This is a genomic window from Myxococcus virescens (genome assembly GCF_900101905.1).
GTDB lineage: Bacteria > Myxococcota > Myxococcia > Myxococcales > Myxococcaceae > Myxococcus > Myxococcus virescens.
Genome location: NZ_FNAJ01000001.1, coordinates 532,445 through 559,289, shown reverse-complemented (window position 1 = coordinate 559,289; position 26,845 = coordinate 532,445). Strand labels below are relative to the sequence as shown.

Here is a 26,845-nt window from a genome sequence, read left to right as displayed (position 1 = left end):
GCTCATGCACGGGTCGGTATTGCCCCCCGGCAAGCCGCCAGGCGCCCCGCCCGCCTGCCGCTCAGGGGCTGGACACTGGGGTGCGGTTGACCGCCTGGCGCAGGCTGTTTCGGACCTGGTCCAGGGAGGAGCGCATCTGCCCATGTCGGACGGACGCCGCCACCGCGCGCGCCAGGGACTTGAGCAGCGTCACTTCCTCCGGCTTCCAGGCGCGGGGACGGCGGCAGTCCTCGAAGGCCACCATGCCCCACCACTGCTGCCGGGAGGGGTTGATGGGGCACAGGAGGATGGACTGCGTTCCCTGGCGCTCCAACAAGTCCTTCATCGTCGGGGGCGCGTCACGGGTGGGGCACGCCACCACCATGCCGGCCTCCAGCATGTCCACCCAGCCCGGCGCGAACTCGCGGAAGGAGAAGGCCCGCATCACCGGGTTGGCCAGCGGCGACGGCGTGGGCGGCTCCGCCCAGGCGTGGCGCATGTCCGTGATGAACCGGCCGTACGTGCCCTGCACGCGGTTCTCCAGGATGTACGCGCGGTCCACGCCCAGCGCGTGGCCCACCATGCGCAGCGCCTCCATGCCGGTGCTCGGGCCCAGGCCCTTCTCCAGCAGCAGCTTCGAGGCTTCCGACACCTTCGAGAAGGCTTCGATCATTGGTGCGCTCGTTTGAGTTCCGTCCCTATCCGGGACAGTCAGTGATTCTCTGAAGTCATATTAAGCAGGTTTATTCTATTTCTGTCAAATCTCACGTTCACTGGATGGATTGACGGGCGCGCGAAAGTCCTGACCCGGATGGGTTTTCTCGGACCTCGATAGGCGCTTCGAGAGGGTATCTCAGAAATCGATGTAAGACGGGTTTTTATGGACCCGCAAAGACAACGGGGGTACCTCCCTTGGAAGAGGTACCCCCGCGCCCTGGCTATAAAAGACGTAAATCCTGATTACTTGGCTTCGGAGGCGGAGGTGGCCTTGGCGGCCTTCTTCGCCGACTTCGTGGCCTTCTTGGTGGGCTTGGCCTCGGGGGCCGCCTCGGCCTTCGCCTCTTCGGCCTGGGGCGCCTCGGCGGCCTCGAGCTTGGCTTCGGCGGCGGCGGGCTTGGCCTCGGCAGCGGGCTCGGCGGGAGCCGGGGTGTTGGCGAACGCAGTGGCGGCGGCGAGGAGGGCGGCGGCGAACACGGTCTTCATGAAAAGCTCCGTTGACGAACGACGACGCGAGATTGCGCCGTCCCAGCGAGCGAGGGCTTGAGCAGGCGGCGTGCCAGGAGCGTTGTCAGAGGGAGAGCAGGTGCCTTGCGGGGATGTCCGTGGGGAGAAACTCCGCAGTTGGAGCTCCGACAATGGGGGCAGGCTCCCCAGACGGGCAGTTGCTGCTTTGACGATGACGGAGCACTTGAGCAAGCTGCACGCGTCATCTGGTTGCAGGGTGTCGGCCCAGCACCTTCGCCGCGCATGTCGCGTGGTCATGGTGTGGGAGAGATGGTCCATGCGGTTCCTCTGTTTCGCGACAGCGTTGGCCGTCCTGGGTACGGGTTGCGCGACGGGTATTCCGCTCGAGCGACTGGAGGCCCAGGTCCTCGAGGCGGACCGGTGGCGTCGCGAGTACGAGGCGGAGCGGGAGCGCGCCGAGGCGTTCGCGCTGCGCATGGCCCAGCTGGAGTCCGCGCTGGAGCAGGTGCGGCTGGAGCGCGCGGAGGCGGAGCAGGCGCGCGCGGCGCTGCTGGAGGAGTTGGTGCGCACCGAGGCGGACCGGCACGCGCTGGAGGAGCACAACACCCAGCTGTTGGCGCTGGAGCGCGAGGTCAACGAGCTGAAGGAGCTGAAGGAGATGCACGAGGAGCTGTCGGACGTCTGGTACGAGTCCGCGCTGGAGCGTGCACGGCGGCGGTTGAACAATCCGCCCCAGCCGGCTGCCCCCCCGGCGGCCGGAAACGTCGCCCCGACGGTGCCCTGACGTCCCGCCGGACGCGCGGCGCCGGCCCCGTGATAGAGGAACGGCGTGGCGAGCTCCCGCATCCCCATCCGCGGCTACCGGGCCGGCTTCTTCTTCGTGGTCGTCCTGTTGTCCGCCGTCACCGCTTTCACGTTGTGGACGGAGGTCCGCACGGGCAGCCAGGTGGACGGGTTGGTGCAGGAGGCGCTGGAGCGGGCCGGCTCCATTGGCCGCATCCGCGTGGACGCGCTGTCGCTGGAGGCCGCCATCGAGGCGCATGTCCGCGCCACGGGTGACGCCGAGCGCCGCGCCGCGGACGCGGTGATGGAGCAGATTCTCGCGGACATCCGCGCCTCGTCGGAGGCGTACACCCGCAACCTCCCGCAGGGCGAGAAGGCGCTGTGGTACCGCTTCAACGCCGCGTGCCAGGGGCTGGCGGACCAGGTGCGCGCGGCGGCCATCTTCTCACAGCGCCGCGAGGCGGAGCGGGCCCGGCGCCACCTGGCCGAGCGCATCCGCCCGCTGGCGGCGGAGCTGGACGCGCTGGGCGGCGCGCTGGAGGAGGAGAACGCGGCCGAGGCACGCAGGCTGGTGAACCGGTTGGAGGACCTGCGCGTGCGCAACACCGCCCTGGGCGCGGGTGCCACGCTGCTGGCCATCCTCCTGTCGTCGCTGGTGGGCTGGCGCGTCACCTCGCTGCTCAAGCGCCAGGAGGCCATCATCCAGGGCCAGTTGGAGGAGCTGGGCCGGCACAACCAGGAGCTGGACGCCTTCACGCGGCGCGTGGCGCACGACCTCATCTCCCCGCTGGCGCCGCTCAAGGGCTACCTGACGCTCATCCGCCGCACCGGCGCGGTGAACGACGCGGGCGCGCTGGAGATGCTGGCGCAGTGTGAGTCCAGCGCTGTTCGCATGGGTGAGCTCATCGAAGCGCTGCTGCGCTTCTGCCGCGCCGGTACGCGCGGCGAGAGTACGGTGGGTGAGCTGGACACGGCCGTCACCACCGTGTTGCTGGAGGTGGCGCAGACGGCGGCGGCGCAGGGCGTGGCGCTGGAGCGGGAGCTGGAGCCCGGCGTGGCGGTGGACTGCCCCGGACAGCTGTTGCAGGTGAGCGCGCGCAACCTGCTCACCAACGCGGTGAAGTACTCGGCGGGCCGGCCCGACCCCCGGGTGAAGGTGCGCGTGGCCACCGAGGACGGCATGGCCGTGCTGGAGGTGGTGGACAACGGCATCGGCATGGCGCCGGGCACCCAGGCCTCGCTGTTCCAGCCCTTCTTCCGCGCGCCGGAGGTGCGCGGGCTGCCGGGCCACGGACTGGGGCTGGTCACCACCAAGCGCGTGGTGGAGGCGCACGGCGGCACGCTGGTGGTGCGCTCGGAAGAAGGAAAGGGAACGCACGTGGTGGTGCGCTTCCCCCGCGTGGTGCGCCCGGCGGCGGGCACCAGCGGTTCTCAGACAACGACTGCTTCCGCCGGAATTCGCAAGGTCGGCACATGAGCTCAGCCCGCATCCTCGTCGTGGATGATGACCCGCAGGCCCGCGATTTGCTCCAGCGCTTGCTGGGGCCGCTGGGGGCGGTGACGCAGGCTCCGGACCCGCGCCGCGCCACCGAGCGCATCGCGGAGGGCGCCTTTGACCTGGTCCTCACGGACATGGCCATGCCCGAGCCGGGCGACGGGCTGAAGGTGCTCCATGAGGTGAAGGCGCAGCTGCCGGACACGCCCGTGGTGGTGGTGACGGCCTTCGGCAACATCGAGGGCGCGCTGGACAGCATCCAGCAGGGCGCCTTCGACTACCTGGCGAAGCCCTTCGACGTGGACGCGATTCTGCGCGTGGCGCGCCGGGCGCTGGAGCAGAAGCGGCTGGTGGAGGAGAACCGCTCGCTGCGCCAGCAGGTGGAGCGTGGTTCGCTGATGCTGGTGGGCCGCAGCCCGGCGCTGCTGGAGGTGTACAAGCACGTGGCGCGCGCGGCGGCCAGCAACGTGCCCGTGCTGATTACGGGTGAGACGGGCACGGGGAAGGAGATGGTGGCGCGCGCGCTGCACAAGCGCTCGCCGCGCATGAACGGGCCCTTCATCCCCGTGGACTGCGGCGCGATTACCGAGTCGCTGATGGAGAGCGAGCTGTTCGGCCACGCGAAGGGCAGCTTCACCGGCGCGTCCGGCGCGCGGCGAGGCGTCTTCGAGGAGGCCAGCGGCGGCACGCTCTTCCTGGATGAGATTGGCGACGTCGGCATGAAGGTGCAGTCGCAGCTCCTGCGCGTGTTGCAGGAGGGCGAAATCCGCCGCGTGGGTGAGAGCGTCCCCGTCAAGGTGGACGTGCGCGTGGTGGCGGCGACGAACAAGGACCTCAAGGCGCGGGTGGCGGAAGGCCTCTTCCGCGAGGACCTGCTGTACCGCCTGGACGTGGTGCACCTGCACCTGCCGCCGCTGCGGGAGCGGAGCGAGGACATCCCCGCGCTGGTGGAGCACTTCGCCGGGCGTCATGCCCGCGGCGGGGTGCGGCCGGTGGTGACGCCGGAGGCGAACGCGCGCCTGGCGGCCTACGACTGGCCGGGCAACGTGCGGCAGCTGGAGAACGTGGTGGCGCGGGCGCTGGCGCTCAACGTGACGGGCGTCCTGGGACCCCAGGACTTCCCGGAGCCCATCGGGGACGCGTCCACCCCGAAGATGGCGGGCCTGGCGGGTGACATGCCGAGTCTGGCCGAGCTGTCCCGCCGCTACGCCGCGCAGGTGCTCCAGCACGTGGGCGGCAACAAGAGCGAGGCGGCGCGCCTGCTCGATGTGGACCGCAAGACGCTCTACAAGCTGCTGGAGGCCCCGGAGGCCGAGTCGTAGCGCGCGCGGCGGACGTCAGTTGCTGACGCCGAGCAGCTCCCGAATCTGCCGCAGCAGCTCGATTTCGGCCGCGTGCACGCTGCCATCGCTGGCGATGAGCGCCTTCGCCTCCTGGATGACGGCAGAGGGGTTGGTGCGCAGGATGCCCATGTTCGGCGGAGGCAGGGGCTCGTTGTTCTGCAGACAGCGCGTCAGCGCGGCCAGCTCCTGCAGGGGCACGCTCATGCCTCGCGCGGTGTCCAGGATGTGCCGAATCTCGGAGTGAGCGACGCGGCCATCGACGGTGGCGACCTGGAGCAGCAGCTTGAGGACTTCGACGTGGAACTGTTCGGGGCTCATGTCCCGCTAGGCTGGCTTTTCCTGGGACGCCCGTCCACCTATTGACGGCGTCAGCGCGCGGCGGAGCACCGAATGGCGGTGCTCGAAGAGGCGCCGGATGAAGGCCTCCGCCAGCCGGCCGCCGAAGCGGGGCTCGAAGTCGAGCTGGTCGATGATGTCGACGCCAGCGTGCGCCTCGACGATGCGGCGCTCGTGCCGCCACTGACGCATCGTGCTCATGGGGGACTCCTCGACGAAGCGGCGTCCCGGCTCCAGCTCGCGCAGCGTCACGTCGGACCAGCCCACCGGCAGCACGCCGCCCAGCAGCAGCTTGCTGCGGAACAGCGGTTGGCCAGGCTCGAAGGGCACGTCCTCGAGCCTCGCCACGCCCGGAGGCGCCGTCATCCGCAGGTACGGGTGCATCTCCATGGAGATGCCCTTCATCGACGTCACCCACGCCCAGGCTTCAGCGGGGGTGACCTCCACGTACGACTCGAAGCGGAGACTGCGCGTTGCCATGTCGCCCCCGGTCCGCGTGTCACCACGCGGTGTGACGGTAGTCCTTGAAGAAGTTGCCCCAGACGTACTCGCCGCTGTTCTCCGAGGCGATGATGGGGTCCACCACCCGCGCCGCCCCGTCGACGATGTCCAGCGGTGGCTGGAAGTCCAGCTCCTGCACCTTGCGCTCCGCGTGCTGCGCGGGGTCCTCGTCGGTGACCCAGCCGGTGTCCACGGCGTTCATGTAGATGTTGTCGCGGGCGTAGTCCGGCGCGGAGGTCAGCGTCATCATGTTGAGCGCCGCCTTCGCCATGTTGGTGTGCGGGTGTTTGTCCGTCTTCGTCCCGCGCGAGAAGCTGCCCTCCATCGCGGAGACGTTCACCACGTGGCCGGGGGACGAGCGGTCCCTGAGCATCAGTGGCTTCAGCTTCCCGACGAGGATGAAGGGCGCCACCGCGTTGATGAGGTGGACCTCCAGCATCTCCGCCGTCTGGACCTCGGCGAGCCGCAGCCGCCACGAGTTCATGTCCCGCAGGTCCACCTGCTGGAGGTCCGCGTCCAACCGGCCCTGCGGGAAGAGGGCGCGCTCGTCACCCTCCTGCTCCAGGTTGTAGGGCAGCATGGACAGCGCGGCGGAGGAGTGGATGCCCAGCGCCGGGTCGCTGCTGCGCCAGGTGGTGGCCAGCTCCGAACCGCCCGCGTTGCCCGCGCCCAGGGCGGCCGGTTGCACCGTGGCGACACAGGCGTCATGGCCCGCGAGCAGCGCGCGCGCCGCCGCCGGCAGGTCGTCCGCGCGGCGCATCTCTCCCGGCAGCAGGTGGCCGTAGAAGCCCGGGGGCCGGCGCACCGTCTGCGCGGCGTTGTTGATGAGGATGTCCAGGCGCTCGTGCGTCTGCTCGATGTACTTCGCGAAGAGCTCCACGCTGGGCGCGTGCCGCAGGTCGAGCCCATGGATGTGCAGCCGGTGCGCCCAGTCCGCGAAGTCCGGCTCCTGGACGTAGCGCTTCGCGGCGTCGTTGGGGAAGCGCGTGGTGGCGATGACGCGCGCGCCGGAGCGCAGCAGCATCAGCGAGGCCTGGAAGCCAATCTTCACCCGGGCGCCGGTGATGAGCGCGACCTTCCCGTTCAGGTCGGCGCGCTGGGTGCGCTTGGCGTAGTTGTAGTCCGCGCACTCGATGCACATCGCGTCGTAGAAGAAGTGCAGCTTGCGGTACTCGGCCTTGCAGACGTAGCAGCGGCGGGGCTGCTCGAGGATGCGCTCGGGCCCTGCTTCCGTCGGGGGCGGTGGGGGCAGCGCCGGCACCGTGAAGATGGCGGAGCGGCGCAGGGTGCGAATCTCCGTCGTGGCGCGGATGGCGCGGTCGTGCTCGCGCTTCGTCTTCTTCCTGTCTCGGCGCAGCGCCTTCGCCATCCGGGACTTGGTGTCGCGGTCCGGGTGCAGCACGCGGCCCGCGGCGCTCAGGAAGGCGATGCGGTCCTCCTCGGGGAGGCCGGCCAACAGGAAGCGGTCCTCGCTGATGGCCTCCAGGACCTGGGTGATGCGGCGTACCTCGTCCAGGGACAGGGGGGCAGCGGGCGGCGCTTCGGGGGCGGGAATCGGAGCAGTCTCGGCGAGCTTCATCTCCCCCGCTGCATATCTTCCGAAGGGGGCGGGTGGAAAGAGGGGCAGGGGGAGGGGGCCCGGTGGCAGGGGAGGCGGGCACCCGGGCGCCAGGCTCGGGGATGCTGCGGGCTTCCGGGGACTGCCTTCACCGGCGCGCCGCCTGGGCCTGCGTGCGGGGTGGTTCGCGGGCGCTGTCTTCACGGGCGCGTCGCCTGGGCCCGCCGCGGGATGATGAGCGGGAGCCCGGCGCGCGCCATGGGCCGCGGACCATGTTTTCCGCTGCGTGTGACAAGGGCCGCTGCGATGGCACGAAATGCCCACTCACACGGAGCCGCACGCAGGCGAGCGCACCGTGGCCGACGTTGAGTGTGCCGCCGCTCCTCCGTACCGTGTCAGTTCCATGCGCCGTTGGCTTCCGCTCGTTCTGCTGCTGCCTGGAATCGCCTGCACGCCGCCTCCCGGCCCGGAGGACACCTCGCCCGATGCCTCTCTGGCGAGAGTGACCGCGCCTCGGGGCGCGGAGGAACGCGGTGACACACCGAGTGTATCTGTGTCGGCATCCAGGGCCGCGCCGTTCGACGGCGGCGCTGGCCCAGGGACGCCAGGGGATGGCGTGGAGGTTCAAGCACTTCACGCCGATACCAACGCTCCTGGGGACCTCCCCGAGGATGCCCGGCGCACGGCCGCGGATGCGCTGTTCGCGGCGTGGCAGCGCACCGCGGAGGACGCGGGGACTGACGGCGGCGTTGAGGGTTCGGCCGAGGCGGCGCTGTCTCCGCCGCGCCGCGCGCATGACGATGGGGCGGCCGTGGCGCGCGACGAGGTGCCGGCGCTGACCATCGACCCCGCCCTGGACGACCTCGCCCCGTCCGAGGAGGAAGCGGTCACGCCGGGCGGAGAGGAACTCCCCCTGCCCGAGCAGCTCACGGTCATCCCGGACGAACTGCACCCGGGCGAGGAACTGGTGCTCGGCCCGGACGGCGAGCCGCTCGAGGACACGGGGCTGGTGCTCGAAGACGTCGACCCAGGACTTGCGCCCGTGAGCGGCGCGGAGGACGGAGGAACGTACGCCGTGCCCTTCGCTCCGGACGCGGGCTCGCTGCGGGTGCGCCGCTCCATCGTGGTCCGTCAGGAGCCTCGGCAGGACGCACCGGCACTGGGCACCGTGGCGCAGGACATGCGCGTGCGCTGGCAGGGGGAAACGGCGGTGCGCGGCCCGGACTGCGAGGCTTGGATTCAGATTGAGCCGCGCGGCTGGGTCTGCGAGCGCTACCTGGAGCCCAACTTCCGTGAGCCCCGCGTGCGCGAACTCCCCAAGCTGCGCGAGGGCGAGCTGACGCCCGGCATCTACGCCCGGGTCGTGGGCAAGCGCGTGCGCGCCTATCCCAGCCTCGCCCTGGCGCGCGCCCGGCGGAAGGGCGTGTTGCTGAAGGGCTCCGTATCGGTGCAGCTCCGCGGGCAGGTCCGCATCCGCCGCAGGACGTACTGGCGCACCACCGACGGCCAGTACCTGGAGGCGCGGGTGCTGCGCGAGTACCGGCCTTCCTCCTTCGAGGGCGTGAACGAGGAGGCCATCGCCGAGCTGCCGCCGACGTTCGCCTGGGCCCAGTCCCGCACGCGTCCCTCCGCCGCCGTGGAAGTGCGGACCGCGCCAGACGCGAAGGCCGCCCGCGAAACGGTGCTGCCTCCACGCACGCTGGTGGCCGTGAAGGAGCTGTCCGAGGACGGCCACTGGGTGAGCATCGCGGAGGACCAATGGGTGGCGCGAGACGACCTGCACGTCGCCTGGTTCTCCCACGCGCCGCCGCAGGTGGAGCCCGGCTCCCGCTGGCTGGACGTGGACCTGGATGCCCAGGTGCTGGTGGCCTACGAAGGCGAGCGGCCGGTGTACGCGACGCTCATCTCCTCCGGGAAGCAGGGCACGGACACGCCGGAGGGCCTGTTCCGCATCTGGATCAAATTCGCGGAGGCCGACATGACAGGCAGCGGCACCGCCGGCAACGACACCTACCGCGTGGCCACGGTCCCCTGGACCATGTTCTTCCAGGACGACTACGCGCTGCACACGGCCTACTGGCACGACCGCTTCGGCCAGCCCATGAGCCACGGCTGCGTCAACCTGTCGCCGAAGGACGCCCGCGCGCTCTATGCCTGGGCCGCGCCGCAGGTGCCCGTCGGTTGGTCCATGGTCCACGCGACGGAGGACGCGCCGGGCTCGTGGATTCGCATCCGCGGTCAGGCCCGGCCGACGGGCAAGCCGCGCAAGGTGGCGGTCGCCGCGACGCAGGTGGGCACGCCGTAGCGGTCAGCTCACCACGGACACGGTGACGCGGCGCCGGTGCGGCGAGGTCCGGTGCTCCCAGACGTAGACGCCCTGCCACGTCCCCAAATCCGCGCGGCCGTCCTTCACGGGGATGTTCAGCGCGTTCTGCGTGAGGACGGTGCGCACGTGCGCGGGCATGTCGTCCGGCCCCTCCGCGTCATGGACGAAGAGCGGGTCCCCGTCCTTCACCAGCCGCGAGAAGAAGGACTCCAAATCCTGGCGCACGTCCGGGTCCGCGTTCTCACACAGCAGCAGGGACGCGCTCGTGTGGTGAAGGAACACGGTGCACAGCCCCTGGCGGGCGCCGCTCTCCGCGACGGCGCGCTGGACGTCCGCGGTGATGTCGGTGAAGCCGCGGCCCCGGCTGGACACCGTGAGCTCCTTCGCGTGGAACATGGCTCAGCGTCCTCCCAGCCGCGCGGCGAGGAACGCGGCCAGGGCCTCCAGCTCCTCGGTGACGATGGCGTGCGGCATGTCGTAGGCGTGGAAGTCCACGGTGAGGCCCGACGCCACGAACAGGTCCCGCAGCCGCTCGGCGCTGCCCAGGGGCAGCAGCGGGTCGTAGCGCCCGTGGGCCTGGAATACGGGCAGCCCCGTGCGGCCCTGGGCGCGGGGGCGCCACTCCGGCTCCGACGTCAGCGTGCCGGAGAGGATGCACAGCCCGGCGGGCGGCTCATCCAGGCGCAGGGCCACGTCCGTGGACACCATACCGCCCTGGCTGAAGCCGCCCAGCACGATGCGCCCGTAGGGCAGCTTCATCGCGGCGCACAGCGCGTCCACGGTGCTCATCAGCGCCCTGCGCGCGGCGGGCATGCCCGGCGGTACGTCGCGCGCGAACTGTTCCCAGTCGCGCTGCTCCCCCCGCATCACCGCGTCGGGCAGGGGGAACCAGGCGCGTCCTCCGTGCGCCCAGGCCATGGGCCCGCCGGGGAAGACGAACCGCACGCGGTCCGCCAGCGCCGGCTGGAACGCCATCAACTCCGGCCCCAGGGGCACCAGGTCGGTGGCGGGCGCGCCCAGGCCATGGGAGAGGACGACGACCAGCTCGGGCGTCGCGCCCTCGGGGAGCGCGTCGATGACGTGGCAGTCCAGCTCACCCAGCCGTGTGGCCACGTGGCGCAGGGCGCGTTCCATCGTCAGTTCCCGCTGCCGGCCGGGGCCTGGTCGCTCATCGCGATCTTCTGGATGACGACCGGCTCCAGGGGCTTGTCGCGCGGGTCGCGCTGCACGTTGGAAATCTTCTCCACCACGTCGTAGCCCGACACCACCTCACCGAAGATGGTGTGACGGTTGTTGAGGTAGTCCGGCGTGGAGGTGGTGATGAAGAACTGGCTGCCGTTGGTGCCGGGGCCGGCGTTGGCCATGGCCAGCAGGCCCTTCTTGTTGAAGGTGCGGCCGCTCTGGAACTCGTCCTCGAAGCGGTAGCCCGGGTCACCGCGGCCGGTGCCCGTGGGGTCGCCGCCCTGAATCATGAAGCCCGGAATCACCCGGTGGAAGATGACGCCGTCGTACAGCGGCTTGCCCTCCACGCGCTGGCCCGTCTTCGGGTCCGTCCAGGCCTTCTCGCCCGTGGCCAGGCCCACGAAGTTGGCCACCGTCTTGGGGGCATCCTTGGAGAAGAGGCGCACGACGATGGCGCCCTGGTTCGTTTCGAGGGTGGCGTAGACGTCCTGGCCCGCCTGGACCTTCTTCGTCCATTCACCCGAGGCGGCCTCGGAGGGGGGCGCCGCGGCCGGCACCTCTGCGGCGGAAGGCGCCGTGGGCTTCGCCGGCGTCGTCGCGGAAGGCGGGGTACCACCCCCCGTGGATTCCTTCTTGTCGGAGTCCTTGCAGGCGGTGAGGGTAAGGCAGAGGAGGACAGTCGTCAGGAATTGGGTCCGCATGGCGCGCGGACCTTAGCCCCTTTTCCAATGGATTCCAGGGGCTTACGGGGTCATCGGCCGGTATCTGTCAGATACCGGGAGTGAAAATCGGTAAAGTCTGTGAGTCTGGACGCAACAACTCGCCGGAAAGCCCGATGATCCGGGTAACGCTTCAAAAAAGCCCATCAAATTCCTGTAGGAGCACACCCCATGGCGCCTCCCATTCGCCGCAACGAGCCCCGTCCCGTTCCGACGCCTCCCGTGACGGCGCGTCCGACGCCGCCGCCGCCTCCTCCTCCTGCCCGCGCGGAGGCCGGTCCCGGGCAGTCCGACCGGTTCGAGGACGCGCACAACCGCGTGACGCAGGCCGCCACTGGGCTCCGCTCTGTCTCGGATGCCGCGGTCGCCACGCAGGTGCGTGACGCCTTCGGGCCCCGCCGCTTCGGCCCCTTCAACCTGCCGGGTGGCAATGGCCCCGTCGTCGAAGGGGCGAACACCCGCCTCGCGCGCGGCGCCGGTGCCGTCAGCCTCGCGGCCAACGTGGCGCAGCTCCCCACCGGGGCCGTCGAGACGTTCCGTGACGTGCGCGATGCGCTCCGCAACCCGACCGAAGCGAACGTCCGTGAGGCGGTGGGCACCGCCTCGGGCACGCTCTCCACGGGACTGATGGCGGCGCGGGATGGCCTGAGCCTCGCGGGCAACGTCAGCAACTACCGCGCTGCCACCGACGCGGCTCGCACCGCCTTCACCGCCGCGGCCCCGGAGGCCTCGCGTGCCGCCGCCAACCGCGTGGCCACCACCGCGGCCAACACCGCGCTGGAAGGTGCGTCGCGTCAGGTCGTGCGCCGCGCGGCCGCCGAGGTCGCCGAGCGCGGACTCGAGGGCGCCGCCCGCACGGCTGGCACCGCCGCGCGCGCCGCGGTGCAGGGCGGTGGCACCGCGGTGGCGCGTGCCGCGGGCCGCTTCACCCCGGGCCTCAACGTCGCCATCGCCGCGGCGGACACCGTGGCGGCCGTGAACACCATCACGGACCCGAACGCTTCGGCTGGAAAGAAGATTACCGCTGGAGTGACGGCGCTGGGGTCCATCGCCGCCGCCACCAACATCCCGGTCGTGAGCCAGGTGGGGGCGGCCGTCTCCACCGTGTCCGGCTTCATCGGCTCCTTCTTCTAGGAAGCGCCGCGTCGTCAATCTCAACGCTCCGGGGGGCTTCGGTCCTTCCGGAGCGTTGTGCTATCCGAGGGGGCGGAGCGAGAGACCATGACGACCCATGATGATTCGCAGGGCGGTCGTAAGAATGCCCGTTCGCTGGCCGAGCTTCATGCGCTTGGCATCATGAAGAAGATGCCACCGGCGCTGCAGCTCGACAGCACCGAGCCGGTGGCGCTTCCCACGGTGGAGGCTCCTTCCCTGGAGGGAGTGTCGGTGGCCCAGGTGGCGCCTGCGCCGTTGACGGAGCAGGAGCTCGTGGACCGCTTCGATGCGCTCCGTCGCCGGCACGCAGACGTCCGCGAGCGTCAGCCGGGCGAGGATGTGGCGCTCGAGGACGACGTGCTCGTGGACGTGCTGGGCTTCGCCAACAACCGGCTGATGCCCTTCTCTGTCCGGGAGAACTGGTGGGTGCGCGTCGCGGCGGACCCGGGGCTGCCCGGCTTCTTCGAATCACTGGCGGGGGCGAAGGTGGGCCAGTCGGTCGCCATCGAGCTGACGCTGCCGGACACCTATCCCGTGGAGGCGCTGCGGGGGCAGCCGGCCCGCTTCCTCGTGAGCGTGAAGGCTGCGCGAGCGCTGAAGTTGCTGGACGATGACTCGCCGGAGTTGCTGTCACGGCTGGGCATGGGCTCCATCACGGACGTCATGCGCAAGCTGGGGGACGAACTGGCCCAGGAGCGGCTCGCCGACGTCGACCGGTTGACGCAGGAGCGCGTCATGGACGTGCTCGTGGACCGCACGCCGGTGGAGCTGTCCGCCGCGCTGGTGGACGAGGAGATTCGCCAGCGCTGGGCGGAGGCCGAGCGGCCCATCCTCCAGCGCAAGGATTTCCAGCCCGACGAACTTCAGGAAGCGCTGGAGGGCTGGCTGCAGGATCCGCTGACCCGCATGGATGCGGCGTACCGCATCACGCTGGCGCTGGTCCTGCGAGCCATCGCCGAACGCGACGGCATCCAGCCGGACCGCGCGGCGACGGACGCCATGCTGGAGGACCTCGCGACCTTGACGGGCGTCAACCGGCAGGAGCTGGGCGTGGCGGTGAAGGAGGACGAGGCGCTGGCTCGCCGCCTGTACGAGATGGCGCTGCGCTTCTCCACCATCGACCACGTGATGAAGAAGGTGACGCTGACGCCCGCCTCGGCGTGAGGCTCAGCGCGCTTCCAACGCCAGGGCGACCATCACCTCGGTGAGGTCGCCCGGGTGGTAGCGGACCAGACCTGGCAGGCCGCGCAGCGCGGCCTCCGCGTGGTCCATGTCGTGCAGCCGCACCACGCGCGCGCCGGGCACCTCCGCGTCCACCGCCGTCACCATGCCGTCCGCCTGGTACCCGTAGCGCTCGTGCAGGTAGCGCTGGAGCGGGTACAGCGTGGAGGTGCGCGACATCCGCGAGGTGGCCAGCGACACGGTGGGGATGTCGGCGGGGTAGGGGTGCTGCTGGATGAAGGCCTGCCGCTGGGGATAGGACAGCTCCTCCACGGAGCGGGACACGCCGTGGAACAGCAGCGGGAAGGCGAAGTCGATGAGCCGTCGGAGCCGGGGCGTGGTGGCCAGGTCGTGCGCGATGGATGAGCCGCCATACGGCGCCTGGAGCGTCACCACCGCGCGCACCACGTGGCGCAGCTCCGGGTAGAGCGCCAGCGTGGCGGTGCACTCCACGCCGCCCTTGCTGTGTCCCACCATCACCACGCTGCGGCCAAAGTACTCCGCGTCGCGCAGCACCTCGCGGAGCACCGCCACGTTGTCCGCGAGCAGCCCTTCGGTGTCCACCGCGGCCTCGCGCACGCTCAGTCCCCGGCGCTCCAACCGCTGCACGTTGTCCAGCAGGTAGCCGGGCAGCTCGTCTCCCAGCATGCCGCGCACCAGCACGTATTGGTGGCGCCGGGCCTCTTCCGGCAGCACCGGCAGCCCCTGGCGGACGCGCGCGAGCAGCGCATGGAAGCGGGGCGTGAGGTCCTCGGGGGGAAGGGACTGCGCCGCCCGCTTCAGCCAGCCGGCCATGCCCGCGCAGCCAGGGCCCCACCAGCGCTCGGCGGGAGGCAGTCCGCGCAGCGTGCGCGCGAGCCGGGTGATGGCGCTCGGGGCCTCGGCGGGGGTGGACGGAGCGTGTGGGGCATCGGTCTGCGACGGCGTCATCTCGGAAGGCAGCGTACCGGGAAGTCCGAGGCGGGCGCCAACGAGGCGCCGTGCGCTCAAGGGATGACATGAGGCCGGACGCGAGGGAGGGCCCGTGATAAGACGTCCGCGGACGGGAGGATTTCGAAGCTGACCACCGGACAGGAATGGCTGGTTGACGCCAGCGGCTGCGCGCCTGGCAGCCTCAAGGACGCGGCGGCACTGGCGGCGCTCTTCGAGGAGCTCATCGTCGTGCTGGACCTGAAGGTCGTGGGCCAGCCGCAGTGGCACGTGTTCCCGGAGCCTGGTGGCATCACCGGGCTGGCGCTGCTGGCCGAAAGCCACCTGGGCATCCACACATTTCCCGAGCACGGGTTCGCCGCGCTCAACGTGTACTGCTGCCGTGAGCGCCCGCGTCCGGACTTCGAGGCGCTGCTGGCGCGCCATCTGGGGACGACGGCGTGCGTGGTGCGTGAGCTGAAGCGAGGGGTGACGGCGTGACGCAGGGGAAGTGTCCATCGTGCGGTGCGATGGTGGAGTTCACCGCCGGGTCGGCGCAGGTGGTGGTGTGCGGCTACTGCCAGACGGTGGTGGCTCGCAAGGGCCTGGACTTCGAGTCTCACGGGAAGATTGGCAGCATCGTCCCCACCGATTCGCCGTTGCAGCTCCGCGCGGAGGGGCGCTACCGCAAGGCGGCGTACACCATCGTCGGCCACCTGCAGAAGGACCACGGCGCGGGGCCGTGGGACGAGTGGTACGTGGAGTTCGCGGACGGCCGCACCGGGTGGCTCAGCGAGTCCGAGGGCGCCTTCCACCTGATGTTCGACATGGGGCCCGAAGAGGGCGTGGTGCTGGAGGACCTGCACCCGGGAGAGCGGCTGCACCTGCGCGACCGCGCGTGGGTCATCGAGGAGCGTGGCCATGGCCGCGTGGTGGCCGCCGCGGGTCAGCTCCCCAGCGACGTGGACCCCACGCAGGACGCCTGGTACGTGGACGCCACGGGCCCCAAGGGCGCCTTCCTCACGCTCGACTTCGGCACGCGTGGGCACTCGCCCGAGGTCTTCGTCGGCGAGGCGCTGAAGCTGGAGCAGCTGGGCATCCCGGCCGGGCAGCTCCGGCCCCGCGTGCGCAAGGTGGAGCTGCAGCAGGCGCGCTGCACGCAGTGCAACGGCAACCTGGACCTGCGCGCGCCGGACAAGACGCTGCGCGTGGCGTGTCCCTACTGCGGCGCGCTGCTGGACGCGCGCCAGGGCAAGCTGTCCTTCCTGCGCATGCTGGAGAAGCCGAGCCGGCCGCTCCTCATTCCCCTGGGAACCAAGGGGAAGCTGGATGGCGCGGAGTGGATCTGCATTGGCTACCTGGAGCGCTCGTGCACCGTGGAGGGCGTGCGCTACCCATGGGAGGAATTCCTCCTCTACAACGCGTCGCGCGGCTTCGTCTGGCTGATGAACTCCAACGGCCACTGGGTGTTCCTGAAGCCGCTGCCCGCGGGTGACGTGTCGCTGTCGCCCGACGTCGCCGCCTTCTACGAGCACCGCCGCTACAAGTGCTTCCAGCACGTCACCGCGGTCACGGACAAGGTGTTGGGGGAGTTCTACTGGACGGTGAGGGTGGGCGAGCGGGCCGAGGCGTCGGAGTACGTCGCCGCGCCGTACTCGGTGAACGTGGACGCCACGGACGACGAGGTGTCGTACACCCACGGCGAGTACCTGGAGCCCGAGGTGGTGAAGGAGGCCTTCGGCTTGAAGGAGCCGATGCCTCAGCGGGAGGGCATCGCCCCCAGCCAGCCGAACCCGCACCAGTCGGGCCTGCGCTCCGTCTTCGTCTGGACGGGCCTCTGGGTACTGGCGTTGTTCGTGCTGTCGGCCGTGCTGTCCTTGACCGCCGCGAAGACGGTCGTCCTGGATGAGGCGGTGGTGATACCGCCGGATGCCGCGCCAGGCACGCCCGCGGCCATGCACTTCAGCGAGCCCTTCGAAGTGCCCAAGCGCGGCAACATGCGCGTGGAGATCAGCGGCACGCCCTTCAACGAGTGGCTGGGCATCCAGGGCGACCTGGTGAACCAGGACACGAACGACGTGGTCCTCTTCTATGAAGAGCTGAGCTACTACCGCGGCAACGACGGCGACGGCGAGTGGACCGAAAGCAACATGTCCACCAGCACCTACCTGTCGCCGGTGCCCGCCGGGAAGTACGCGCTGCGCACGACGGCGAGCTTCGCGGCGAACCCGAGGCGGCCGCGGCCCATGACGTACCGGGTGAAGGTCATCCACGACACGCCCAACTCGAGCTGGTTCTGCTTCGCGCTGGGGCTGATGGTGGTGGGGCCGGTGGTGGCGTTGTATCGCTCGCACAGCTTCGAGACGCGGCGCTGGGCGGAGAGCAACGTCTAGGTTTGAGTCGTCAAACGTGACGGAGGCGCGTCATGAAGTGGTTTGGAGGACTGGTGCTGCTGGGCTACGCGGCATTGACGATTTCGGGCTGGTCCCCCTTCACGAAGGAAGAGCGGGACAAGGTACCGGGCAACGTTCGGCGTGGGCCGGGCGGCGTCCTGCTGTGGACTGGCGGCTACATGGGAGGGAAGTGATGTTGTTACTTGGCGTGGTGGTCAGCGTTCAGGGTGTGCTGGCGAGCATCATCTACTCGCTCATCGGATTGGCGGTGTTCGTGGCGGGCTTCTATGTCATCCGCCTCATCATGCCGTTCGACGTGCACAAGGAACTGGAGGCCGACCAGAACACGGCGGTGGGCATCGTCATCGGTTCCTTCATCATCGGTCTGGCCATCATCGTGGCCGCGGCCATCAGCGGATGAAGGCGCGCGCCGCGCGCCCATGCCTGTGCGAAGTGAAGTGACGCCGTGAACAAGACGCTGCTGTACATCACCGTCATCGTCATCGCGACGTGCGGGCTCATCTATGAGCTCGTCGTCGGGGCGCTCGCGAGCTACCTGCTCGGCGACTCCATCACCCAGTTCTCCACTGTCATTGGCGGCTACCTGTTCGCCATGGGCATTGGCAGCTACCTGTCGCGCTACATCGAGCGCGGGGTGGCGCAGCGCTTCGTGGAGGTGGAGCTGGCGGTGGCGCTGCTGGGCGGCATCTGCGCGCCGGTGCTGTTCCTCACCTTCACGCTGACGGACCTGTTCCAGGTGGCGCTGTACGGCAGCGTGATTGCCATTGGCGCGCTGGTGGGCATGGAGATTCCCCTCCTGCTGCGCATCCTGAAGGACCAGGTCAAGTTCAAGGACCTCATCAGCCAGGTGCTGTCGCTGGACTACGTGGGGGCGCTCGCGGCCAGCGTGGCCTTCCCGTTGCTGCTGGTGCCGAAGCTGGGGCTGGTGCGCACGTCTCTGCTGTTCGGCGTGCTGAACGCGGCGGTGGCGCTGTGGAGCACCTGGTTGCTGGCGCCGCTGCTGGGCAACCCGCTGCGGCTGCGCGTCAAGGCGGTGGGCCTGACGGTGCTGCTGCTGGCGGGCTTCGTCATGGGCGACCGGCTCACCACCTTCTACGAGGACCAGCTCTACGCGGATGACGTGGTCCACGCGTCCAGCTCGCCGTATCAGCGCATCATCCTCACGCGCGGCAAGCGGGGCTTCTCGCTGTTCCTCAACGGCAACCTCCAGTTCGCCAGCCTGGACGAGTACCGCTACCACGAGTCCCTGGTGCACCCGGCCATGGTGCGCGCGGGCAAGGTGGAGAACGTGCTCATCCTGGGCGGTGGGGACGGCCTGGCCGCGCGGGAAGTGCTGCGCTACCCGGAGGTCCGCTCCGTCACGCTGGTGGACCTGGACCCGGCGATTACGGGGCTGGCGACGAACTACGGGGAGCTGGCGAAGCTGAACCGCCACGCGATGACGGACCCGCGGATGCGGGTGGTCAACGGGGATGCGATGCAGTTCCTCTCCGAGGGCGGCGCGCAGTACGACGTGGTGGTGGTGGACTTCCCGGACCCGAACAACTTCGCGCTGGGGAAGCTGTACACCACGGGTTTCTACAAGCTGCTCAAGAAGCGCATCGCGCCGGACGGCGTGGCGGTGGTGCAGAGCACCAGCCCGCTGTTCGCCCGGCGCTCCTTCTGGTGCGTGGAGACGACGCTCAGGGCCGCGGGCTTCTGGACGGAGCCGTACCACGCGCTGGTGCCGTCGTTCGGTGAGTGGGGCTACGTGCTGATTGCGCACGAGCCGCCCGCCCGGAACCGGCCGCTGCCTGAAGGGCTGCTCTTCCTGGACGACGCGACGATGGCGTCACTCACCCAGTTCCCTCCGGACATGGGGCCCTTGCCCGTGGAGGTGAACCGGCTGAACAACCAGGTGCTGGTGCACTACTACGAGGCGGAGTGGCAGCGGTGGAACTGACGCGGCGGGAGCTGGTCGCCGCGTTCCTCGGTTCCGCGGTGGCGGCCAGTGCGTGCCGGAAGTCGGGGCCGCGGGAGCGTGTCCCCGGCGCGGTGGTGGACCAGGCCGTGGAGCTGGGGCACCGGCTGCGCGGCGGGCCGCTGCCCCGCGCGGACATCGTGGAGCCCGTGGAGGTGCTGGTGGTGGGCGCGGGCGTGGCGGGCCTGTCCGCGGCCTGGCGGCTGGCGAGCGCGGGCGTGCGAGGCGTGCGCGTGCTGGAGCTGGAGGCGGAGCCGGGAGGCACGTCTCGCTCCGGGCGCAACGCCATCTCCGCGTATCCATGGGGCGCGCACTACCTGCCGGCGCCGCTGGAGGACCGGGGCCCTGTCGTCCGGCTGCTGCGGGAGATGGGGGCCGTCACCGACGTGGATGACGCGGGCCGGCCGCACTTCGAGGAGTCGCTGCTCATCCACGAGCCGGAGGAGCGCTTCTTCTACCGGGGCCACTGGTACGAAGGGCTCTACCTGCACGCGGGCGCCAGCGCGGAGGACCTGGAGGAACTGCGGCGCTTCGAGGCGCGGATGAACGGCTTCGCCTCCGCGCGAGACGCGAAGGGGCGCCGGGCCTTCGCGGTGCCTTCCGGCCTGTCCAGTGACGACGCCGAGTGGACGGCGCTGGACGCGCTGAGCATGGCGGCCTGGATGGAGCGCGAGGGCTTCCGCTCCGCGCGGCTGAAGTGGGTGGTGGACTACGCGTGCCGCGACGACTTCGGGACCACCGCCGAGCATGTCTCCGCCTGGGCCGGCATCTGGTACTTCACCGCGCGGCAGGACGGGCATGGGGAGCGCAGCGAGGGCTACCTGAGCTGGCCCGAAGGCAATGGCCGGCTGGTGCGGCAGCTCGTGTCGGCGCTGCCGAACGGCGCGGTGGAGCGCAACGTGCTGGTGCACACCGTGGAGCCCGTGGAGGGCGGCTGCCGTGTGGACGCGCTGGAGGCGGGCTCGGGCAAGCCCCGGGCTTTCCTGGCGCGGCAGGTGGTGCTGGCGTGTCCGCGCTTCATCGCCGCGCACGTGGTGGCGCCGTGGCGGCGGGAGCGTCCGGCGTGGCTGAGTGGCTTCACGTATGGGCCGTGGGTGGTGGCGAACCTGACGCTGTCGTCGCCGCCGCGCTCGCGGGGCTTTCCGCTGGCCTGGGACAACGTCTTCTATGAGAGCCGCAGCCTGGGCTACGTGGTGGCCACGCACCAGACGTTGCGCCAGGACGAGCAGGGCCCCACGGTGCTCACCTGGTACCTGCCCATGGACGGCGCGGACGTGAAGGCCGAGCGGGAGAAGGCGCTGTCGGCCCGCTACGCGGACTGGGAGGCCCTGGTGATGGCGGACATGCTGCCCGCGCACCCTGGCATCGCCGGGCAGGCGCAGCGGCTGGAGGTCCAGCGCTGGGGCCACGCCATGGTGCGGCCTGCACCGGGCTTCATGTGGGGGCAGGCGAAGCAGGCCGCGGGGGAGAGCCTGGGGAACTCGCTGCACTTCGCGCACTCGGACCTGGGCGGCATGGGGCTCTTTGAAGAGGCGAACTGGTTTGGCGTGCGGGCCGCGGAGCGCGTGCTGGCGGAGCTGGGCCGGCGTGAGGTGAGCTGGCTGTAGCCGCCGGCCGCCGCGTTCCATTCCATGCGCCGATGGGGGCGTTCTTCTGACGCGGTGAGCGCCCTTGGCATGCGGTGTTCCGCCTGCTCGTGCCCGCCTGAAGGACAGGGGGCATTGTCGGTCCCCATGTGCATCTCCCTCCACGAGGGCCCGCGGCACGTTCATTCCCGCGCGTCCTCGTGGAGGCCGCGCCATGTCGCTCAAGGAATACCTTCCCGGAACGCCATTCCCTGGTGTCATCGGCCGGACGGATGAGGAGTCCTCGCCTGCCTGGCCCGCGCCGCTGCGCGCGAAGCCGGGGGCACCCAACGTCCTTTTCATCGTCCTGGACGACACAGGCTTCGGTCAGCTCGGTTGCTATGGCTCGCCCATCCGCACGCCCAACCTGGACCGGTTGGCGAAGGGTGGGCTGCTCTACAACAACATGCACACCACCGCGCTCTGCTCGCCCACGCGCTCGTGCATCCTCACCGGCCGCAACCACCACTCCAACGGCATGGCGGCCATCACCGAAATCTCCGTGGGCTACCCCGGCCGCAACGGCACCATCCCCTTCGAGAACGGCTTCCTCTCCGAGATGCTGGCGGGGCACGGCTACAACACCTACTGCGTGGGCAAGTGGCACCTCACGCCCGCGGAGCAGACGAGCGCCGCGGGGCCCTACTCACGCTGGCCCCTGGGCCGCGGCTTCGAGCGGTACTACGGCTTCCTCGGGGGCGACACGCACCAGTACTACCCAGACCTCGTTCACGACAATCATCAGGTCCGGCCGCCGAAGACACCCGAGGAGGGCTACCACCTGACGGAGGACCTGGTGGACCGGGCCATCGGCTTCATCGCCGACGCGAAGCAGGTGGCGCCCGACAAGCCCTTCTTCCTCTACTTCTGCACGGGCGCCATGCATGCGCCCCACCATGTCCCCCGGGAATGGGCGGACCGCTACAAGGGCCAGTTCGACGACGGCTGGGATGCCTACCGCGAGAAGGTCTTCCGGCGTCAGCTCGAGACAGGCGTGCTGCCGCCGGGCACCCGGTTGTCGCGCCATGACCCGGACGTGCAGGACTGGGACAGCCTGTCCCCGGAGGAACGGCGGCTCTACGCGCGGATGATGGAGGTGTTCGCGGGCTTCCTGGAGCACACGGACCATCACATCGGCCGGCTCATCCAGTCACTGGAGGCGAGCGGGGAGCTGGAGAACACGCTCATCATGGTCATCTCCGACAATGGCGCCAGTCCGGAGGGTGGCCTGCATGGCTCCGTCAATGAGCTGAAGTTCTTCAACAACGCGCCGGAGTCGCTGGAGCAGAACCTGGCGGCGCTGGACGAGCTGGGCGGACCGCGCCACTTCAACCACTATCCCTGGGGCTGGGCCTGGGCGGGCAATACGCCCTTCAAGCGGTGGAAGCGCGAGACGTACCGGGGTGGCACCACGGACCCCTTCATCGTCCACTGGCCCCGAGGCATCCAGGCGCGGGGCGAGATTCGCTCGCAGTACTGCCACGCCATCGACATGGTGCCCACGGTGCTGGACTGCCTGGGCATCGAGCCGCCCACGGAGCTTCGCGGCGTCACGCAGTCACCCATCGAAGGCGTCAGCTTCAAGCACTCCTTCCACGACGCGGACGCGGAGAGCCGACACCACACGCAGTACTTCGAGATGTTCAGCCACCGGGCCCTGTACCACGACGGATGGCGGGCGGTGTGCCCGTTCCCCGGGCCGTCCTTCACGGAGTCGCACGAGCCGTTCGGCATGCTGAAGCTCACCGAAGCCAGGCTGCGCGAGTTCGATACGGAGGGCTGGGAGCTGTACCACGTCGCGGAGGACTGCTCGGAGACGCGGAACGTGGCCGCGCAGGAGCGCGACAAGCTCATCGAGATGATTGCCCGCTGGTACGTCGAGGCGGGCCGGTACGATGTGCTCCCGTTGATTACGCCGTCCGTCGCCCTTTTCGCCGTGGAGCGGCCACAGATTTCGCGGGAGCGGGAGCGCTACGTCTACCGGCCCCACACCTCACCCGCGCCGGAGAACGTGGCGGTGCACGTCCTCAACCGCGCCCACGCCATCACCGCGCGGGTGGAGGTGGAGGACGGCGTCGAGGGCGTGTTGCTCTGCCACGGTGGATTGACGGGCGGGTACTCACTCTTCGTCAAGGACGGCAAGCTGCACTACGTCTACAACTTCGTGGGAGAGAAGGAGTTCCACCTGGAGTCCTCCGTGGACGTGCCGAAGGGACACGCGGAGCTGCGCTTCGAGTTTCAGCCCACGGGCACGCCTGACCTGCCCGCGGGCCGGGGCGCGCCGGGACGGGGACGCCTCTTCATCAACGGCGACCTGGTGGCGCAGCGTGACATCTCGGACACCATGCCGCTGCTCATCAGCCTGGGCGAGGGACTCACGTGCGGCCGAGACGAGAACTCGCCGGTGAGTCAGCGGTACCAACCGCCCTTCGCGTTCAAGGGCGGGACGCTGACGGAGGTGGTGGTGGACGTGTCGGGCGAGCACGTCCACGACGCCGCGACGGAGGCGAACACGGTCATGGCGCGGCAATAGCCGCGTGGGCGGTGGACTGGCCTGGGGCGACGGTGACGATGATGATGTCGGTGCGTCGCCCCAGGGCCAGCAACTCGGCCGGGCTGGGCACCACCGGGTGCCGTGAGCCTCCGCCTCCGACGCCCTGGGGGAAGTACAGCGCCCTTTCCGCCTCCACGTAGAGGACGGGGACGCGGCTTCCCCGGGCCTCGATGCCCGGAGGCGCGAAGACCTGGACGCCGCGGTCAGGGGACGCGGGTGGTGACGGCGCCGGAGTACACCCAGCGGCCAGGGCGAACAGCAAGGACAGCCAACGTCGCATGACGGGACTCCTGGCCTCGGCCTGGTGGCCGGGCGCTCGATGGGTTCATGACGGATGTGCGGCGCGGCCGTGGCTCAGGGCGGCCGGGTGACGTCACAGCGCGCACTGGCGCCGCGGGCGAGGTCCTCGGCCACCGAGCGAAGCAGCACGGTGCCCGTGAGGGTGTTGCCTTCCTCGGCAGGCGCTTGCTTCCCCTGCGTGAGCCACGCGGCCACCCGGCCCAGGCTCGCGGCGGTCACGACGTGCAGGCGGACGCTGATGCGCACTTCATAGCGCGCGCCGGGCTCGGGCCTTTTTTCCAAGGTCCACGCCACGCGCTCCAGCGTCAGTGAGGACGGGCCTTCCGGCAAGGGGCGTCCATCCAGCACGTAGGCGCCCTTGGAGAAGGCGAGCACCTGCGTCAGCCGGGCGGTGTCCATTCGCGCGTCGAACCAGACAGTGTGGCGTTGCCAGAGCGTCAGCTCCACCTCCAGCTTCCCCGCCATGCCCAGTCGCACCAACCGGTCCAGCTCGGGCGAGACGAAGTCGAAGGCTTCGGAACGGACCATGACGCGCCGTCCGGCCAACGTGGCGGTGCAGGTGGTGCGCGGCTCTTCTGCATGGACCGCGGGGGCGTGCAGGCCCGCCACGGCGAGGAGCGCCGTGCCGAGCCCGCGTCCCACGTGTTTGCGTGGCCAGTCCATGCGTCTCTAGAAGGTCCGCTGGAAGAGCAGCCGGGCTTCGGGCGTGGCGGTGGCCCGCTCATCCGTGCGCCACGCGACGTCCATCCGCACGTTGTCTCCGAAGTGGAGGCTGGCGCCCAGGCCGAGCCGTGCATCCGTCCATGCGTCATCCGCCCGCACCGTGCCCAGGTCCGCGAAGAGGCCCAGGGCGCTCCAGCGGTACTCCGCGCTGGTGAGCACGGACACGTCGCCGCGGTACTCCTTGAAGCCGAAGCCGCGCAGCGCCGTCCATCCACCCAGCGCCTCGCGCTTCTGTTCGGGCAGACGGTGGCCCCCCGCGGTGCGCACGCGCAGCGACAGGCCGGTGTCCCAGCCGGTGGGCACCTCCATCGCGATGTCGCTCACCAGCTTCCAGAAGCGCGCGTCACCGCCCGCGCTCCCCGGACCGTTGCCCACCTCCAGCGTGAGCAGGCCCCGGAGTGAGGCGCGGCTCTCCCAGTCGCCATCCCGGTCGAAGAGCGACGTCTCCGGCGTGCGGAACAGCGAGCCCACGGACGCGGCGGCGGGCACGTTGCTGGCGTACTCCATGCGCACCACCACGGAGTCGAAGCGGCCCTCGGTGACGGGCGCGTTGGGGAAGGGGGCCGAGTCGTTCCGGAACAGGGAGAAGGGCGGCGTGAAGCTGCGCATCGACTCGTAGCGGTCGTTGCGGTACTCGACGCCCGCGAGCCAGTCATCCGCCCAGCGCCAGGTGGCGAAGGCCGTGAGGCCCTTGCGGCGGAAGTAGTCGCGGTCCGGCCGGTTGATGAGGGCCGAGTAGAGCGACGAGTCGATGTCGCCCATCCGCCACCGGTCCAGCGTGTCGGTGAAGTCGTAGACTTGCGCGCCCAGCTCCGCGAGCCCCACCCGCGGCACCTGGAGCTTCGCCCCACCGAGCATGTTGATGCGCCGCTGGCGCTGCGTGCCTTCCGGGTCATCCGGCAGATACTGGCCGCCCCACCGCAGCGGGATGGTGAGCGCGGCATCCACGGTGACGTGCGCGCGGTCCTTCGCATCCCAGAGGCGCAGCCGCCCCGAAAGACCTGGCGAGAAGCCCGTCACCTGCGTGTGCATCGGAAGCAGGTCCACGTCGAAGTCCGGCCGCCGCGTGCGCAGGTGCACCACCAGCTTCTTGCCCTCGAGGGTGATGCTGTCGGCCGAGTCCACGTCGTCCCACCAGTCGGCGAACTGCTTCCAGTTCAGCTCGAACTCCACCTGCTCCCGGTGGCGCGGCTTCGCGCGCGGTGCTTCCTGCGTGTGATAGGCGCGGGTGCCGTCCGGCTCGCGCGTCTCGATGATGTGGGCGCGCTGGGAACGCGGGCTGTCGGAGTCGTTCGCGTCCGCGGGCTCCAGGAAGGGGAGCCGCGAGGTCAGCCGCCGCACGGCGCGCTTCGCGTCACTGCGGAGGAACACGGTGCCAGGCTTCAGGTCCAGCGCGTCCTGGACACGCGCGGCGATGTCGGCGTCCACACCGCGCACTTCGATGGACTCGAGCCGGCCTTCATCCACGGTCATCATCAGCTTGCCGTCCGGCGACAACACCGCGGACAGGCTGGCGAGCATGTAGCCGTCGTCACGCAGGCGCTTCAGCGTGCGCTCCAGGCCATGGGCGACGCCGCCCAGGAAGATGCCAGGGTGCAGCGTGCCGCGCTCCAGCCGGGCCACCCAGTCACGGGGCGGATAGCGAGGCGGGCAGGGGCGGACGACGGAGAGCGTGCCGCGCCGGGAGTCCACGCGCAGCGTGGCGGTGAAGGACTCTTCGTCTTCGTCCTCGGTGGGGAACCGGTGCGGGAGCCAGAGCAGCTCCTCGAGAATCTCGGTGGCCTGCAGGTCCTGGAGCCCGTTCACCTCCACGGCGGAGACGACGGGGTTCTCCTCCAGGTGGATTTCGAGGACCGCCGGCTGCGGCGCCTCGGCCACGCGCACGCGCGGCTCCACGCGGGCGAACAGCCCCGAGCGAGCGAGCCGCCGGAGGAACAGGTGGACGTCCCTTCCGCTCAGCAGGGCCCCTGAATCCGCACGGGGCGCACCGATGAAGGCGCGCACCTGCGCATCCGTCAGCCAGTGAAGCCCGTGCAGTTCGATGCGGCCGGGCGTGAGCGAGCGCCCATCCACGGCGAGCTGAAGCGGGGCCAGAACGCGGGTGTCTCCCGAGTCGTCGTCCTCGAAGTCGTCGGGGCAGGACTTCTGCGTGTCCGCTGAGGTGTCGCCTCGGGCGTCGGTCGTGGGGGAGCGTGGCTTGCCGCCAGCTTCCTGGTTGTTCGTGGCAGGGGTTGCGCCTTCCGCACGCTCTGACTGCGGGTTGTTTCCCGTTTCACCTTGCGACGGAGCGGCTTCCGCGGATGAGGGCGCGTCGGAGCGTGGCTCAGGTTCAGGTGCAGGGGCTGGCTGCGCGACTGCGAGCGCGGGGAGGAGACAAATGAGGAGCGCGAAGCGGTTCATGCAGGAAGGGAGAGCACGGGCCGTTCCACCCAGAGGCGTCGGGCAAGTGCCTGAAAGAACGAGGGCCGAGCAGCCATGTCGATGTCATGGAGACATCGGGATGTCGAGTCGTGATGTGGTACTGACATCGCCAGCGACGATTGCGTGCGGCCGTCCGGCACCCGCCTGGAGGCATGG

Annotated in this window: 25 protein-coding genes; 13 read left to right on the top strand and 12 right to left on the bottom strand. The window is 70.1% G+C overall.

Annotation, left to right across the window (positions count from 1 at the left end; genetic code table 11):
- Positions 1-61: 61 nt before the first annotated feature.
- Both BLU09_RS02300 and BLU09_RS02295 read right to left on the bottom strand, forming a co-directional pair.
- The gene (locus BLU09_RS02300; RefSeq protein WP_090484871.1) at positions 62-652 is read right to left on the bottom strand and encodes a GAF domain-containing protein; all 591 of its coding nucleotides are present in this window, start codon (positions 650-652) and stop codon (positions 62-64) included.
- Between the two features lie 287 nt (positions 653-939).
- A complete protein-coding gene (locus BLU09_RS02295) occupies positions 940-1,182 on the bottom strand; it encodes a hypothetical protein (protein WP_090484869.1) in 243 nt (80 codons plus the stop codon).
- A gap of 298 nt (positions 1,183-1,480) precedes the next feature.
- On the opposite strand from BLU09_RS02295, the gene BLU09_RS02290 reads away from it, so the two are divergent.
- Genes BLU09_RS02290 through BLU09_RS02280 form a run of 3 tightly spaced genes read left to right on the top strand, consistent with a single transcriptional unit; the run spans position 1,481 to position 4,764 of the window.
- Complete coding sequence (locus tag BLU09_RS02290; RefSeq protein WP_090484867.1) at positions 1,481-1,948, top strand: hypothetical protein; 468 nt, start codon at positions 1,481-1,483, stop codon at positions 1,946-1,948.
- A gap of 45 nt (positions 1,949-1,993) precedes the next feature.
- Positions 1,994-3,424, top strand: coding sequence for a sensor histidine kinase (locus BLU09_RS02285; protein ID WP_090484865.1), 1,431 nt, complete (start codon positions 1,994-1,996; stop codon positions 3,422-3,424).
- A complete protein-coding gene (locus tag BLU09_RS02280; protein ID WP_090484863.1) occupies positions 3,421-4,764 on the top strand; it encodes a sigma-54-dependent transcriptional regulator in 1,344 nt (447 codons plus the stop codon). Before BLU09_RS02285 ends, BLU09_RS02280 begins: the two co-directional genes overlap by 4 nt.
- A gap of 15 nt (positions 4,765-4,779) precedes the next feature.
- Here the strand turns inward: BLU09_RS02280 and BLU09_RS02275 are convergent, their stop codons facing one another.
- From BLU09_RS02275 to BLU09_RS02265, 3 genes are read right to left on the bottom strand one after another with little or no spacing between them, the layout of a single operon-like run.
- Positions 4,780-5,103, bottom strand: a complete 324-nt coding sequence (locus BLU09_RS02275) for a TerB family tellurite resistance protein (protein ID WP_090484862.1) — start codon at positions 5,101-5,103, stop codon at positions 4,780-4,782.
- A 6-nt stretch (positions 5,104-5,109) separates the two neighbouring features.
- Positions 5,110-5,601 carry a hypothetical protein gene (locus BLU09_RS02270; protein ID WP_186817677.1) on the bottom strand — a complete coding sequence of 164 codons (492 nt, stop codon included), beginning with the start codon at positions 5,599-5,601 and terminating at the stop codon, positions 5,110-5,112.
- 19 nt (positions 5,602-5,620) lie between these two features.
- A complete protein-coding gene (locus tag BLU09_RS02265) occupies positions 5,621-7,201 on the bottom strand; it encodes an SDR family NAD(P)-dependent oxidoreductase (RefSeq protein WP_090484860.1) in 1,581 nt (526 codons plus the stop codon).
- Positions 7,202-7,796: 595 nt separating this feature from the next.
- On the opposite strand from BLU09_RS02265, the gene BLU09_RS02260 reads away from it, so the two are divergent.
- Positions 7,797-9,485, top strand: a complete 1,689-nt coding sequence (locus BLU09_RS02260; RefSeq protein ID WP_090484858.1) for a L,D-transpeptidase family protein — start codon at positions 7,797-7,799, stop codon at positions 9,483-9,485.
- Between the two features lie 3 nt (positions 9,486-9,488).
- Here BLU09_RS02260 and BLU09_RS02255 read toward each other — a convergent pair whose 3' ends face one another.
- The 3 genes from BLU09_RS02255 to BLU09_RS02245 are packed head-to-tail and all read right to left on the bottom strand — an operon-like array spanning position 9,489 to position 11,389.
- Complete coding sequence (locus BLU09_RS02255) at positions 9,489-9,902, bottom strand: secondary thiamine-phosphate synthase enzyme YjbQ (RefSeq protein WP_090484856.1); 414 nt, start codon at positions 9,900-9,902, stop codon at positions 9,489-9,491.
- 3 nt (positions 9,903-9,905) lie between these two features.
- Entirely contained in the window at positions 9,906-10,640 is a 735-nt protein-coding gene (locus tag BLU09_RS02250; RefSeq protein WP_011551295.1) for an alpha/beta hydrolase, read from the bottom strand.
- 2 nt (positions 10,641-10,642) lie between these two features.
- Positions 10,643-11,389 carry a peptidylprolyl isomerase gene (locus tag BLU09_RS02245; RefSeq protein ID WP_090484854.1) on the bottom strand — a complete coding sequence of 249 codons (747 nt, stop codon included), beginning with the start codon at positions 11,387-11,389 and terminating at the stop codon, positions 10,643-10,645.
- Between the two features lie 189 nt (positions 11,390-11,578).
- Here BLU09_RS02245 and BLU09_RS02240 point away from each other — a divergent pair, with 189 nt between their 5' ends.
- Both BLU09_RS02240 and BLU09_RS02235 read left to right on the top strand, forming a co-directional pair.
- Entirely contained in the window at positions 11,579-12,541 is a 963-nt protein-coding gene (locus BLU09_RS02240; protein WP_090484852.1) for a hypothetical protein, read from the top strand.
- 87 nt (positions 12,542-12,628) lie between these two features.
- Positions 12,629-13,726 carry a trigger factor gene (locus BLU09_RS02235; protein ID WP_090484850.1) on the top strand — a complete coding sequence of 366 codons (1,098 nt, stop codon included), beginning with the start codon at positions 12,629-12,631 and terminating at the stop codon, positions 13,724-13,726.
- Between the two features lie 3 nt (positions 13,727-13,729).
- On the opposite strand, the gene BLU09_RS02230 is transcribed toward BLU09_RS02235, so the two are convergent.
- Positions 13,730-14,713, bottom strand: coding sequence for a lipase (locus tag BLU09_RS02230; RefSeq protein WP_090484848.1), 984 nt, complete (start codon positions 14,711-14,713; stop codon positions 13,730-13,732).
- A 120-nt stretch (positions 14,714-14,833) separates the two neighbouring features.
- Here BLU09_RS02230 and speD point away from each other — a divergent pair, with 120 nt between their 5' ends.
- From speD to BLU09_RS02200, 7 genes are all read left to right on the top strand, one after another.
- Complete coding sequence (gene speD / locus BLU09_RS02225; protein WP_341865162.1) at positions 14,834-15,193, top strand: adenosylmethionine decarboxylase; 360 nt, start codon at positions 14,834-14,836, stop codon at positions 15,191-15,193.
- Positions 15,190-17,085, top strand: a complete 1,896-nt coding sequence (locus tag BLU09_RS02220; protein WP_090484844.1) for a DUF4178 domain-containing protein — start codon at positions 15,190-15,192, stop codon at positions 17,083-17,085. The genes speD and BLU09_RS02220 overlap by 4 nt, the downstream gene beginning before the upstream one ends.
- Before the next feature lie 32 nt (positions 17,086-17,117).
- Entirely contained in the window at positions 17,118-17,279 is a 162-nt protein-coding gene (locus BLU09_RS38640; RefSeq protein ID WP_020478251.1) for a hypothetical protein, read from the top strand.
- Positions 17,279-17,506, top strand: coding sequence for a DUF350 domain-containing protein (locus BLU09_RS02215; RefSeq protein ID WP_002635242.1), 228 nt, complete (start codon positions 17,279-17,281; stop codon positions 17,504-17,506). Before BLU09_RS38640 ends, BLU09_RS02215 begins: the two co-directional genes overlap by 1 nt.
- Before the next feature lie 45 nt (positions 17,507-17,551).
- Positions 17,552-19,048 (top strand): polyamine aminopropyltransferase, encoded by a 1,497-nt coding sequence (locus BLU09_RS02210; protein WP_090484842.1) that lies wholly within the window; start codon positions 17,552-17,554, stop codon positions 19,046-19,048.
- Positions 19,039-20,673, top strand: coding sequence for an FAD-dependent oxidoreductase (locus BLU09_RS02205; RefSeq protein WP_186817682.1), 1,635 nt, complete (start codon positions 19,039-19,041; stop codon positions 20,671-20,673). Before BLU09_RS02210 ends, BLU09_RS02205 begins: the two co-directional genes overlap by 10 nt.
- A gap of 193 nt (positions 20,674-20,866) precedes the next feature.
- Complete coding sequence (locus tag BLU09_RS02200) at positions 20,867-23,224, top strand: arylsulfatase (protein WP_090484838.1); 2,358 nt, start codon at positions 20,867-20,869, stop codon at positions 23,222-23,224.
- On the opposite strand, the gene BLU09_RS02195 is transcribed toward BLU09_RS02200, so the two are convergent.
- The 3 genes from BLU09_RS02195 to BLU09_RS02185 all read right to left on the bottom strand — a co-directional run bounded on the left by BLU09_RS02195 (position 23,208) and on the right by BLU09_RS02185 (position 26,668).
- Positions 23,208-23,525 (bottom strand): hypothetical protein, encoded by a 318-nt coding sequence (locus tag BLU09_RS02195; protein WP_090484836.1) that lies wholly within the window; start codon positions 23,523-23,525, stop codon positions 23,208-23,210. The two genes, BLU09_RS02200 and BLU09_RS02195, sit on opposite strands and share 17 nt — an antisense overlap.
- 74 nt (positions 23,526-23,599) lie before the next feature.
- Positions 23,600-24,208, bottom strand: a complete 609-nt coding sequence (locus BLU09_RS02190; protein WP_090484835.1) for a hypothetical protein — start codon at positions 24,206-24,208, stop codon at positions 23,600-23,602.
- Between the two features lie 6 nt (positions 24,209-24,214).
- Positions 24,215-26,668 carry a BamA/TamA family outer membrane protein gene (locus BLU09_RS02185; protein WP_090484833.1) on the bottom strand — a complete coding sequence of 818 codons (2,454 nt, stop codon included), beginning with the start codon at positions 26,666-26,668 and terminating at the stop codon, positions 24,215-24,217.
- Positions 26,669-26,845 lie beyond the last annotated feature (177 nt).

What these genes read in the sequence shown, in the direction of transcription:
- BLU09_RS02300 (WP_090484871.1), bottom strand. Translation starts at nt 652, where the DNA reads ATGATCGAAGCCTTCTCGAAGGTGTCGGAAGCCTCGAAGCTGCTGCTG.
- BLU09_RS02295 (WP_090484869.1), bottom strand. Translation starts at nt 1,182, where the DNA reads ATGAAGACCGTGTTCGCCGCCGCCCTCCTCGCCGCCGCCACTGCGTTC.
- BLU09_RS02290 (WP_090484867.1), top strand. Translation starts at nt 1,481, where the DNA reads ATGCGGTTCCTCTGTTTCGCGACAGCGTTGGCCGTCCTGGGTACGGGT.
- BLU09_RS02280 (WP_090484863.1), top strand. Translation starts at nt 3,421, where the DNA reads ATGAGCTCAGCCCGCATCCTCGTCGTGGATGATGACCCGCAGGCCCGC.
- BLU09_RS02275 (WP_090484862.1), bottom strand. Translation starts at nt 5,103, where the DNA reads ATGAGCCCCGAACAGTTCCACGTCGAAGTCCTCAAGCTGCTGCTCCAG.
- BLU09_RS02270 (WP_186817677.1), bottom strand. Translation starts at nt 5,601, where the DNA reads ATGGCAACGCGCAGTCTCCGCTTCGAGTCGTACGTGGAGGTCACCCCC.
- BLU09_RS02265 (WP_090484860.1), bottom strand. Translation starts at nt 7,201, where the DNA reads ATGAAGCTCGCCGAGACTGCTCCGATTCCCGCCCCCGAAGCGCCGCCC.
- BLU09_RS02255 (WP_090484856.1), bottom strand. Translation starts at nt 9,902, where the DNA reads ATGTTCCACGCGAAGGAGCTCACGGTGTCCAGCCGGGGCCGCGGCTTC.
- BLU09_RS02250 (WP_011551295.1), bottom strand. Translation starts at nt 10,640, where the DNA reads ATGGAACGCGCCCTGCGCCACGTGGCCACACGGCTGGGTGAGCTGGAC.
- BLU09_RS02245 (WP_090484854.1), bottom strand. Translation starts at nt 11,389, where the DNA reads ATGCGGACCCAATTCCTGACGACTGTCCTCCTCTGCCTTACCCTCACC.
- BLU09_RS02240 (WP_090484852.1), top strand. Translation starts at nt 11,579, where the DNA reads ATGGCGCCTCCCATTCGCCGCAACGAGCCCCGTCCCGTTCCGACGCCT.
- BLU09_RS02235 (WP_090484850.1), top strand. Translation starts at nt 12,629, where the DNA reads ATGACGACCCATGATGATTCGCAGGGCGGTCGTAAGAATGCCCGTTCG.
- BLU09_RS02230 (WP_090484848.1), bottom strand. Translation starts at nt 14,713, where the DNA reads ATGACGCCGTCGCAGACCGATGCCCCACACGCTCCGTCCACCCCCGCC.
- BLU09_RS38640 (WP_020478251.1), top strand. Translation starts at nt 17,118, where the DNA reads ATGAAGTGGTTTGGAGGACTGGTGCTGCTGGGCTACGCGGCATTGACG.
- BLU09_RS02215 (WP_002635242.1), top strand. Translation starts at nt 17,279, where the DNA reads ATGTTGTTACTTGGCGTGGTGGTCAGCGTTCAGGGTGTGCTGGCGAGC.
- BLU09_RS02200 (WP_090484838.1), top strand. Translation starts at nt 20,867, where the DNA reads ATGTCGCTCAAGGAATACCTTCCCGGAACGCCATTCCCTGGTGTCATC.
- BLU09_RS02195 (WP_090484836.1), bottom strand. Translation starts at nt 23,525, where the DNA reads ATGCGACGTTGGCTGTCCTTGCTGTTCGCCCTGGCCGCTGGGTGTACT.
- BLU09_RS02190 (WP_090484835.1), bottom strand. Translation starts at nt 24,208, where the DNA reads ATGGACTGGCCACGCAAACACGTGGGACGCGGGCTCGGCACGGCGCTC.
- BLU09_RS02185 (WP_090484833.1), bottom strand. Translation starts at nt 26,668, where the DNA reads ATGAACCGCTTCGCGCTCCTCATTTGTCTCCTCCCCGCGCTCGCAGTC.